This is a genomic window from Nocardiopsis listeri (assembly GCF_020741345.1).
GTDB lineage: Bacteria > Actinomycetota > Actinomycetes > Streptosporangiales > Streptosporangiaceae > Nocardiopsis > Nocardiopsis listeri_A.
This window is the reverse complement of sequence record NZ_DYZD01000165.1, coordinates 1-10514: the sequence shown is the minus strand read 5'-3', so window position 1 is coordinate 10514 and position 10514 is coordinate 1. Positions and strand designations below refer to the sequence as shown.

General features: G+C 71.4%; 10 protein-coding genes. 5 read left to right on the top strand and 5 right to left on the bottom strand.

Annotated elements, in window-relative coordinates; all coding sequences use genetic code 11:
- From K8V84_RS09345 to K8V84_RS09335, 3 genes are all read left to right on the top strand, one after another.
- On the top strand, window positions 1-713 hold a 713-nt coding region (locus K8V84_RS09345; RefSeq protein ID WP_304073087.1), incomplete at its 5' end, for an iron ABC transporter permease.
- Window positions 710-1762, top strand: coding sequence for an iron ABC transporter permease (locus K8V84_RS09340; RefSeq protein ID WP_304073083.1), 1053 nt, complete (start codon window positions 710-712; stop codon window positions 1760-1762). The genes K8V84_RS09345 and K8V84_RS09340, both read left to right, overlap by 4 nt.
- Window positions 1759-2577, top strand: coding sequence for an ABC transporter ATP-binding protein (locus K8V84_RS09335; RefSeq protein WP_304073081.1), 819 nt, complete (start codon window positions 1759-1761; stop codon window positions 2575-2577). The genes K8V84_RS09340 and K8V84_RS09335 overlap by 4 nt, the downstream gene beginning before the upstream one ends.
- 67 nt (window positions 2578-2644) lie before the next feature.
- Here K8V84_RS09335 and K8V84_RS09330 read toward each other — a convergent pair whose 3' ends face one another.
- Together K8V84_RS09330 and K8V84_RS09325 are read right to left on the bottom strand one after the other, a co-directional pair.
- Complete coding sequence (locus tag K8V84_RS09330; RefSeq protein ID WP_369696615.1) at window positions 2645-3583, bottom strand: iron-siderophore ABC transporter substrate-binding protein; 939 nt, start codon at window positions 3581-3583, stop codon at window positions 2645-2647.
- Window positions 3486-4670 carry a hypothetical protein gene (locus tag K8V84_RS09325; RefSeq protein ID WP_304073078.1) on the bottom strand — a complete coding sequence of 395 codons (1185 nt, stop codon included), beginning with the start codon at window positions 4668-4670 and terminating at the stop codon, window positions 3486-3488. Before K8V84_RS09325 ends, K8V84_RS09330 begins: the two co-directional genes overlap by 98 nt.
- Window positions 4671-5043: 373 nt before the next feature.
- On the opposite strand from K8V84_RS09325, the gene K8V84_RS09320 reads away from it, so the two are divergent.
- On the top strand, window positions 5044-6801 hold the full coding sequence (locus tag K8V84_RS09320; RefSeq protein WP_304073075.1) for an ABC transporter ATP-binding protein: 1758 nt from the start codon (window positions 5044-5046) through the stop codon (window positions 6799-6801).
- Between the two features lie 35 nt (window positions 6802-6836).
- A complete protein-coding gene (locus tag K8V84_RS09315) occupies window positions 6837-8603 on the top strand; it encodes an ABC transporter ATP-binding protein (RefSeq protein ID WP_304073090.1) in 1767 nt (588 codons plus the stop codon).
- Window positions 8604-8670: 67 nt separating this feature from the next.
- On the opposite strand, the gene K8V84_RS09310 is transcribed toward K8V84_RS09315, so the two are convergent.
- The 3 genes from K8V84_RS09310 to K8V84_RS09300 form a co-directional block, all read right to left on the bottom strand.
- Window positions 8671-8970 carry a WhiB family transcriptional regulator gene (locus K8V84_RS09310; protein ID WP_304073072.1) on the bottom strand — a complete coding sequence of 100 codons (300 nt, stop codon included), beginning with the start codon at window positions 8968-8970 and terminating at the stop codon, window positions 8671-8673.
- Between the two features lie 360 nt (window positions 8971-9330).
- The gene (locus K8V84_RS09305) at window positions 9331-9993 is read right to left on the bottom strand and encodes a histidine phosphatase family protein (protein WP_304073070.1); all 663 of its coding nucleotides are present in this window, start codon (window positions 9991-9993) and stop codon (window positions 9331-9333) included.
- Between the two features lie 98 nt (window positions 9994-10091).
- Window positions 10092-10514: NUDIX domain-containing protein (locus K8V84_RS09300; RefSeq protein WP_304073068.1), on the bottom strand; the 423-nt coding region annotated here is incomplete at its 5' end.

The following is a 10514-nucleotide window of genomic DNA, read 5'->3' as shown; positions in this document are numbered from 1 at the left end:
TGGGCGCCTCCCTGGCCGTGGTCGTGGGCATGGCCGTCTTCGGTCTGGGTTCTGCCGCCTCCTTCGTGTGGGTGGCCATCGTCGGCGCCGGGGCCAGCGCCGTGTTCGTCTACGTGATCGGCTCCCTGGGGCGGGGCGGCGCGACCCCGCTCAAGCTGGCCCTGGCCGGAACGGCGACCTCCGCGGCCCTGGCCTCGTTCATCAGCGCCGTCGTGCTGCCGCGCAACGATCTGGCCGGCGGAGTGCGCTCCTGGCAGATCGGCGGGGTGGGCGGCGGAACCTACGACAGCCTGAACCAGATCCTGCCGTTCGTCGTGGTGGGCTTCGTGCTGTGCCTGCTCTGTGCGCGTGGGCTCAACATGCTCGCGTTGGGCGACGACCTGGCCGCCGGGCTGGGCGAACGCGTCGCCGTGGCCCGCGGGACCGCGTCCCTGGGCGCGGTGGTGCTGTGCGGGGCCACGACCGCGGTCACCGGCCCCATCGCCTTCGTGGGGCTGGTGGTGCCGCACGTGTTCCGGCTGCTGGTGGGACCCGACCACCGGTGGCTCGTCCCCTTCTCCGCCTTGGGCGGGGCCGCCCTGCTCACCGCCGCCGACATCGTCGGCCGGATCGTGGCCAGGCCCGCCCAGATCGACGTGGGCATCGTGACCGCGTTGGTCGGCGCCCCGTTCTTCATCTACATCGTCCGCCGTCAGAAGGTCCGTGCCCTGTGATCCCGTCCCTCACCACCGCCGGGTCCACCCTGGAGTCTGTGACCCGGGGCCGGGTACGTCGCGCGCGCAGGCGGAGCACGGTCATCGTGGTCCTGGCCGTGCTCGTCGTGGCCGTGTTCGTCCTGTCCCTGATGGTCGGGAAGACCTTCTACCCGCTCGGTGACGTTTGGCGGGTGGTCCTGGGCCAGGACGTGCCCGGCGCCTCCTTCACGGTCGGGCGACTGCGGCTACCGCGCGCGGTGCTCGCCGTGGTGGCCGGGATGAGCTTCGGCCTGGCGGGCGTCACCTTCCAGACCATGCTGCGCAACCCGCTTGCCAGCCCCGACATCATCGGAATCAGCTCCGGGGCCGGCGCCGCAGCCGTCTTCGCGATCGTCATGCTCGGGCTGAGCGGCACCGCGGTGTCGGTGGTGGCGATCGTCGCGGCGCTGGGCGTGTCCACCCTCGTCTACCTGCTGTCGTTCAAGGGAGGGGTGGCCGGGACCCGGCTCATCCTCATCGGTATCGGCGTGGCCGCCATGCTCGACAGTGTCGTCTCCTACGTTCTGGACCAGGCTCCCGACTGGGATCTGCAGGAGGCCATGCGCTGGTTGACCGGCAGCCTCAACGGCACCGACTGGAACCAGGTCCTACCGGTGGTGGTCGCCCTGCTCCTGATCGGCCCGGTGCTGTTGTCCCAGGCCGAGAACCTGGCCCTGTTCCAGCTGGGCGACGACACCGCGTCGGCCCTGGGCGTGCGGGTGAACCGCACCCGACTGTTGGCGGTCACGGCCGCCGTGGGGCTCATCGCCTTCGCCACCGCCGCGGCCGGCCCCATCGCGTTCGTGGCGTTCCTGTGCGGCCCCATCGCCGCTCGACTGGTGGGCCCCAACGGTTCCCTGCTGCTGCCCTCGGCCCTGGTGGGGGCGTTGCTGGTGCTGGTGGCCGACCTGGTCGGCCAGTTCCTGTTGGGCACGCGCTTCCCGGTCGGTGTGGTCACCGGTGTGCTCGGCGCCCCCTACCTCGTCTACCTCATCGTCCGCACCAACCGCGCCGGAGGATCCCTGTGACCACGGACCACTCGCTGCTCGTCGAGGACCTGACCCTGGGGTACCAGGACCGCGTCGTCATCGACACCCTGGATCTGGCCATCCCGCCCGGGCGGATCACCGCGATCGTGGGCGCCAACGCCTGTGGCAAGTCGACCCTGCTGCGGTCGATGTCGCGGCTGCTGGCGCCCAAGGGAGGGCGGGTGCTGCTGGACGGAAAGCAGGTGCACCGGATGCCCTCCAAGGAGGTCGCCCGCACTCTCGGTCTGCTTCCGCAGTCGCCGATCGCCCCGGAGGGCATCACCATCGGCGACCTGGTCGGGCGCGGCCGACACCCCCACCAGCGGGTGTTGTCCCGGTGGAGCCGCGAGGACGACGAGGCCGTCGCCGAGGCCCTGGACGCCACCGGCATCGCCGACCTGGTCGACCGGCCCGTGGACGAACTCTCGGGGGGACAGCGTCAGCGGGTGTGGATCGCGATGGCCCTGGCCCAGCACACCGACCTTTTGTTGTTGGACGAGCCCACCACGTTCCTGGACGTCAGCCACCAGGTGGAGGTGCTGGATCTGCTCACCGACCTCAACCGGTCGCTGGGCACCACGATCGTGCTGGTACTGCACGACCTCAACCTGGCGGCCCGCTACGCCGACCACCTGGTCGCCCTGGCCGAGGGGCGGCTGCACGCGGAGGGAGCGCCCGAGCGGGTGCTCACCCCCGAGACGGTGAAGGCGGTGTTCGGGCTGCGCAGCCGCATCATCGTCGACCCCACCTCCGGCAAGCCGCTGATGTTGCCCATCGGCCGTCACCACGAGGTGGTGGAGGCCGGTCGGAGCTGATCGAGGCATGAGAAGAGGGGGGTCCCCGCCGTGTGGCGCAGACCCCCCTTCGGTGTTGGCGGGGACCTCAGTCCTCCAGGGAGTCCTGGATCATCGGAACGACCTCGTCCAGGGCGTGGTGGATACCCAGGGTGGAACCGCTGGAGAAGGCGTTGGCCAGCTCCGGGTCCTCCAGGACGATCAGCCGGCCGTCCTCGGCGGAGGGGATGCCCTGCAGGACCGGGTCCTCGTTGAGGAAGTCGGCGGTGTCACCGATGGGGAAGACCACGGTCAGGTCGGCGTCCAGTTCTTCCACGAGCTCCGAACTCAGGTCGACGTAGAACGCCCCCTCGGCCCTCTCCTCCAGCTCGGGCTTGTACTCGAAGCCCAGCTCGGTGAGCACGTCCACGCGGGTGTCGCCGGGCACGTAGGCACCGTACTGGCCGTCGAAGTAGGCGCCGACCGCGATGGTCAGGTCCGCGAACTCCGGGTTGTCCTCGCGCAGCTGAGCGAAACGGTCCTCCAGTTCGGTGATGAGCTCCTCGCCCCGAGGCTCCTCGCCCAGGACCCGGGCGACCTGGAGGGTCTGGCCCTGCCATGTGGTGCCGTAGGTGACCTCCACGTCGGAGGGCGGACCGACCACGGGAGCGACCGGGGAGAGCAGGTCGTAGCGCTCCTGGGAGTTGTCGGAGCGGGTGTCGAGGATGACGTCCGGCTCCAGGGAGGCGATGGCCTCCAGGTTCGGTTCCATGGTGCCGACCTCGACCGGCTCGGAGTCGAGCAGATCGGCGGCCCAGGGACCCACGTAGGGCGCACCGTAGGCCTGCCAGTCGGCCACGCCCACCGGCTGCACGCCCAGGGCCAGCGCGGCCTCGGCGTCCGACCAGCCCATCGCGACGACGTTTTCGGGGCGGTCCTCGATCTCCACGTCACCGAACAGGGTCTCGACGGTGACGGGGTATCCCTCGGCGGTCGGGCCGGAGGAATCTGAGGAGTCGGTGCCTCCGCCACCACAGGCGGCGAGCAGGACGGTGGACAGGGCGCCGGCGGCGATCATGCCGAGGCGAGTGGGCGGACCGGGGATCAATGGGACCTCGCTGAATGGCGTTTAGCTTAGCCTTGCCTAAGCATGATTCGACCAGGTTATCGCCATCTCCGGACATGTGTGAACACGGGGCACACGACCTGCTCAGAACCCCAGGCCGCGCAGCCACGCGATCCGCCCGCGCCGCACGACCCGGGTCGTGTGTGACCATGACCAGAGTCGTGCCCGACCGGTGCGCGTCGGTGAGCAGCGGACCCACGAACACCAGTGCAACCGCGACCAGACCGTCGCCGAACGCGTTGACCAGGCGGATCATCTGGTGGGTGACGGCCTGGCCGTTCTTGGGCAGCGCCTCGTCGGCCTCGTAGGAACGCTGGAGGTCGGCGGCCGAGCCGGCATCGTCCAGGCGATACTCGACGATGCTCTCGGGCGCGCCGCCGCCCGCGCCCTCCAGGGACCCGAAGTCGGCCTCGGAGACCACGAAGCGGGTCGCCGAGGACAGTGACGAGGCCATCTGCGCGTCGCGCACGAACCCGGCCACGCGCAGTTCCAAAGAACCGGAGTCGGTGGCGATCCTGAGCACGTCGCCGACCCGCAGGTCGAAGGCGGTGCGGTGGGCCACAGGGACGTAGGTCTCACCGGGGGAGGGGTGCGGGGCGGCGCCGGTCTCGTCCAGAAGGAGGTCGAACTCCTCGTTCTGGGTCGTGAAGAGCTGGTCGATGAGGCTGTCGGAGAGGTCGCCGGATCCACCGGTCGGGGAGCGCTCCCCGGGCAGGGCCGCACCGTCGAACCCGACCACCTGCCAGGCCTCGATCTCCGGGTGTTCGGCGGCGAAACGCTCCAGGGCGTCGGTGTCGATGTCGCCGACGTGCGTCTGCAGGAAGTGCGGCGGTCCGGCCTGCTCGAAGAGTTCGTCGACCGACCCGAGCATGCGCTCCATGAGCATGGCGCCGGTGGCCATGAGGAACGCGCTGAGCGTCAGGACCACCAGGAGCGCCAGGTGCACACCCTTGTTGCCGGTCAGGTCGTTGTACGCGTAGCGCAGATACAAGGAGCCCTTCGTCTCCACCGTGGTCTCCCTGCCTCGTCCGGCCGTGCGAGTACCGGTCCGTGGGTTCTGGGAAGGGAACCCGTCCGATCAACGTAGGTCGACGCGAGGGGTGGGCACATCGGGGAGGGACCCCGCTCTGTTACGGAGGGAACCCCGATTATACCGAGGGTCCGTGCCCTGGTAAGGCTCCGGGACGAGGCGCCTGCGGGACACGTCGACACCCACGGTGAGTGAGGTTAGGCTTACCGATGGTCCGCCGGGAGAAACGGGCGTACGGCGTCGAAGCGTACAACCCATGGTCGGGCGCACCATCCGACCTGGCTACCCTGACCCAGGGTCGACCCACCCCGGCGGCCACCGCGAAAACCACGAGCAGGGACGACGGACGAACATGACCACAACCGAGGGACGGGCCGCTCCGAAACCCGTGTCCCCCACCGCATCCGAACCCGTCCCCACCAGCGCCGCCGCCCTACGTTCGCGCTCCCTGCGCCGTCACCGCGGCCGCATCACCCTCGGTGTCACCCTGCTGTCCACGCACCAACTGTGCGAGGCGCTCGTCCCCGTCACCATCGGCCTCACCATCGACCTGGCCGTCGCCACCGGTGACGTCACCGCCCTGCTGTGGTGCGTGTCAGGGCTGATCCTCCTCTTCACCTGCCTGGCCCTGGCCTACCGCACCGGCGCCCGCCTCACCCTCGGCGTCGTCGAGCGCGAGGCCCACCTGCTGCGCCTGGAATCGGCCCGCCGCGTCCTGCACCCCCGAGGTCAACGCAGTGGTCTGCGCTCCGGAGAGTTGTTGTCCGTGGCCACCTCCGACGCCGAACAGGCCGCCACCTACGCCCGCGCCTGGGCCGTGGGCATCGCCCAGGTCACCGCGATCGTGGTCACCACCATCGTCCTGCTCACCATCAACGTCCCGCTCGGTCTCGGCGTGCTCTTGGGCCTGCCCCTGATGCTCCTGCTGCTGCGTGTGCCCGCTGCCCGCATCACCCGACGTACCGAGGCCAAACAGGCCACCGCCGCCCGCGCCACCGCCATGGCCACCGACCTGGTCGGCGGCCTGCGCGTGCTCATGGGCATCGGTGCCCGCCACAACGCCTCCCTGCGTTACCGGCAGGCCAGCGACCAGGCCCTGACCGCCTCGGTCGGCGCCGCCGCCAGCAACGGTGTCTACAAGGGAGTGGTCACCGCTGCGGGCGCCGTCTTCCTGGCCTGCGTGGCGGGCACCGCCGGGTGGATGGCCCTCCAAGGACACCTCACCGTCGGCGAACTCGTCATCGTCGTCGGGCTGGCCCAGTTCCTCGCCGAACCCGTCCAGGGGCTGGGGATGGTCGGTCAGATGTTCGCCATCGCGCGCGCCTCCGCCCGGCGTCTGGTGCGGCTGCTCAACGCCCCCGACGCCGTCGCCCCCGGCGAGCTCGCCCTGCCCGAGGGCCTGCCCGAAAGTGAACCCCTGGTCGAACTGCGCGATGTCGGTCACCGCACCCTGGACGGAGTCGACCTCACCCTGCGCCCCGGCGAGTTCCTCGGCGTGCTCGCCACCGACCCGCGCGACGCCGAGGCACTCGTCGACCTCCTGACCGGTCGCGCCGTCGACGCCCGCGGGACCACCCTGGTCGCCGGTGTCCCCCTCGCCGATCTCGACCTGGTCTCCCTGCGTGGCACCGTCCTGGTCGAGGAACACGGCAGCTTCCTGTTCGAGGGCACCCTGCGCTCCAACCTGGCCACCACCGACCTCGACGAGGATCGACTGCTCGCCGCGCTCGACGCGGCCGCCGCCGGTGAACTCGTCACCGGCCACCGCGACGGCCTGGATCGTCCCGTCACCGACCGCGCGGCCAACCTCTCCGGCGGCCAACGCCAACGCGTGGCCCTGGCCCGTGCGCTGGCCGCCGCCCCACCCGTGCTCGTCCTGCACGACCCCACCACCGCGGTCGACGCCGTCACCGAGGAGGCCATCGCCCAGGGCACCGCCGCGTTGCGCGCCGCCCACGGCGGCGGCACCATCGCCATCGCGAGCAGCCCGGCGCTGCTGGCCCGCGCCGACCGCGTCCTGGTCCTGCGCGAGGGCCGCGTGCGCGCGGAGGACACCCACATCCGACTGGCCGAGGACGACCCCTACTACCGCGAGGCGGTCCTGCGTTGAGCACCGACACCATCCACCCCGAGGCCGCGAACCCCATCGGCCCCGAAGCTCCGGCCCCGGCCACCGAACTGCTGCCCACGGCCACGGCCCGCCGGACCTGGGCGGTGCTCCTCGAAGGACTGCGCGCCCGCCCCGGTACCTCGGTCCTGGCGCTGCTCACCGTCCTGGCCGGCAGCGCCGCCGGACTCGTCGCCCCCTGGGTGCTGGGCGGCATGGTCGACGACATCTCCGACGGCGCCGGGGCGGAGGCCATCCTGCGCTCGGCCGCGCTGATCGCCGCCGCCGCGGCCGTCGGTGGCGTCCTCGTCGGCCTGGGCGCCTGGCAGGTCAGTCGGCTCGGCGAGACCATCCTGGCCCGCCTGCGCGAACGCGTCATGCGCCGTGTCCTGCACATGCCCGCAGCCCGATTGGAACGCGTGCGCATCGGCGACCTGCTCTCCCGGGTGGGCGACGACGTCGCCGTGGTCACCAACGCCATCGCCCGTAACGGCCCGGAGGTCGTCACCGCCCTGGCCACCGTCGTGCTCACCACCGCGGGCATGGCCGCGCTCGACTGGCGTCTGGGCCTGGCCGGGCTGGCCGCCATGCCGTTCTACGTGTGGGCGGTGCGCTGGTACATGCCGATCTCGGGCCCCTACTACGCTCGCGAACGCGTCGCCATGGGCGAGCGCTCGCACGCCATGATGGGCGCCCTGCGCGGCCGCGACACCGTGCGCGCCTACCGCCTGGAGGCCGAACACGAGGAACGCATCGCCGATCGCTCGTTGAGCGCCATGCGGCTCACACTCGACGTGTTCCGCCTGTTCACCAGGCTGGGCGCAAGAATGAACGGATCCGAACTGGTCGGCCTGGGCGCGGTACTCGTCGTCGGGTTCTGGCTGGTGCGCGGCGACCTGGCCACGGTGGGGATGGTCACCGCCGCCGCCCTGTACTTCCACCGGCTGTTCGGCCCGGTCGGGTTCTTGGTGATGACCTTCAACGACGTCCAACAGGCGGGGGCGAGCCTTGCCCGCCTGGCCGGGGTGGTGGACCTGCCGGAGGCCGAGGACCCCGGTGTCGAGGAGGGGCCGGCCGGATCGTCCCTGCGGGTGGAGGCGGTGAGCCACGCCTACGCCGCCGATGCCCCCAAGGCCCTGGACCGGGTCTCGCTCACCGTCGCCCCGGGTGAGCGCGTCGCCCTCGTGGGGGCCAGCGGCGCCGGCAAGACCACTCTTGCCGCCGTGGTCAGCGGCCTGCGCACACCCACCTCCGGCACCGTGTACCTGGGCGGGATCCCCCTGGAGGAGATGGGGGAGCAGCGGGTGCGCGAGCACGTTTTCCTGGTCAGCCAGGAGACCCACGTGTTCGCCGGAACCCTCCTGGACGACCTGCGCCTGGCCCGCGCCGAGGCCACCGCCGCCGAGGCCGAGGAGGCACTGGAGGCGGTGGGCGCCCTGAGCTGGGTGCGCGCCCTGCCCGAGGGGATCGACACCTTCGTGGGAGAGGGCGGGCACGCCCTCACCGCCGAACAGGCCCAGCACCTGGCACTGGCCCGGTTGGCGCTCGCCGACCCGGACCTGGCGGTGCTGGACGAGGCCACAGCCGAGGCCGGCAGCTCCGGTGCCCGCCGTCTGGAGGAGGCCGCCGCGGCCGCCACCAAGGGCCGCACCACTTTGGTGGTCGCCCACCGGCTCACCCAGGCGGCCACCGCCGACCGGGTGGTCGTCATGGACCAGGGCCGGATCGTGGAGGAGGGGCCGCACGAGGAGCTGGTCGCCTCGGAGGGTCGCTACGCCCGTCTTTGGCGCAGCTGGCAGCGCTGACGAGGGCCTGGGGCCCGCCCCGGTGCGTGTGGGCCGGGGCGGGCCAGGGGCAGGACCCTCGGGTGACTCAGGCGGCGTTGGCGCGGCGCAGACGGCGGCGGCGCTCGGAGGTGCGCTCGTCCTCGTTCAGACCGCCCCAGGTGCCGTACTTCTCCGGACGTGAGACCGCGTGGTCCAGACAGGAGGTGCGCACCGGGCAACCCGCGCAGACCTGCTTGGCCCGGCGCTCGCGCATCTCGCGCTGCGGCCAGGACTCCTCCTCGGGACCGAAGAAGAGCGCGAGGTCCTCGCCTCGGCAGGCGGCGGCGTCCTGCCACCCCCAGCTCGGGGTCGGGAGCAACGCGGAACGACGACGGGGCCGGGACATGTGGGAACCACCTTTTCGAACAACACAGGCCAAGAGGGCGATTACGGGTCACCGATGACTGATCGCTGTGCGCGATCGCCAATACGCCGAATGGACGCCTACGGCGCGAATATCGTGCGATGCGAGGGTGCGGAGAGCGGCGGCCGCTGAGGCATGTGCGGTCGGCAGGGTTTCTCACGCGAATCGGCGGCGGAAGTGGTGACGGCTTCCGCCCGCCTTGTGCCCGTCATCATGCCACCATTGCTTCCGGCCTGTCCGGTCATTGCGCGATGGGTCGACCGAACGTTATGGAAATCTGATCTGGTGTGTCGGGCGCGCGATTGCCATGTCGCGTTCGGTCGACCGCGCCGGTCGATGACGTCAGGCGCTGACGGCCTCGCCGGTCGGGTCGCTGCCGTCCTGATTCAGCAGGTGGGCGCCGCCGACCGGGCCGCTGCTCCAACCGAGAAGGCGCCAACCCGAGTCGGGATCGCCCTCGATCTCGACCATGCCGGTGTTGGCCAGAGGGCTGCGGGCGACCGAGGCGACGTCGACCCCGCTGACACGGGCACAGGCCCAGGAGCGGATCGCGGCGCCGTGGGAGACCACGACGACGTCCTCCCAACCCTGCTCGGCGATCCGGCGCACGGCTTCGTCGTACCGGTCGAAGAAGGCGCGCCCGTCCGAACCGCCCGGCATGCGCAGGTCCACGTCACCGCGGGCCCAGGCGAACACCGTGTCCACGTAGGTTCGGTGCGCCGCCGGATCCGCGCCCATCTCCAGCGAGCCGGCCTCGACCTCACGGACCCCCTCCATGATCACGGCCTCCCGTTCGAACGTGTCGACCAGGGGAGCCGCGGTGAGGTGGGTGCGCAGCAGCGGTGAGACCACGAGCGCGTCGATCTCGCGCTCCTGGAGCGCGGTCGGCACCGCCGCGGCCTGGCGGTGGCCCAGGGGTGTGAGCCCCGGTCCCGGGGCGAGCGTGTCGAGGAGGCCGGCGACGTTCGAAGGGGTCTGACCGTGACGAAGAAGGGAAAGGCGCATGTCCCCATGGTCGGCCATCGGCGCCACGGAAGCCGAGCGGGGGTGAGGTGCGGTTGGTCTCAGCCACACCACACCGGCGGACCCGACCACCGCCGTGTTCACCAGTCGCAGGGGGCCCGCAGGTCGCGGATGCTGTCGGCGAGTTCGATCGGTCGGGTCGGCCATCCCGTCGCGTGCCGGTGCGCGATGCGCCAGGCGAGGCGCCGCGGCCAGACAGGGGTCGTGGGCAGACGGTCCACCGGGATCCACCGGGGGATGCCACCACCGGTGTCGAGGTCCTCCAGGGCCCCGACCTCACCTTCGGCGTCCAGGAGGAAGTAGTGCTCGCGGCGGCCGTCCTTCCACACCTGGGCGACCTCCCCGACCACGGCCCCCTCCAGGCGGGTCTCCTCCCACAGTTCCCGGAGCACCGCGGCCCGGGGCGTCTCGCCCTCCTCGACTCCGCCGCCCGGGATCTCGTAGAACGGTTCCTCCTCATCCTCGATCCCGATGAGCAGCATGCGGTCATCTCGGATCACGAT

Coding starts and splice junctions, on each gene's coding strand:
- K8V84_RS09305 (WP_304073070.1), bottom strand. CDS start 9,993: ATGCGCCTTTCCCTTCTTCGTCACGGTCAGACCCCTTCGAACGTCGCC.
- K8V84_RS09320 (WP_304073075.1), top strand. CDS start 5,044: ATGACCACAACCGAGGGACGGGCCGCTCCGAAACCCGTGTCCCCCACC.
- K8V84_RS09310 (WP_304073072.1), bottom strand. CDS start 8,970: ATGTCCCGGCCCCGTCGTCGTTCCGCGTTGCTCCCGACCCCGAGCTGG.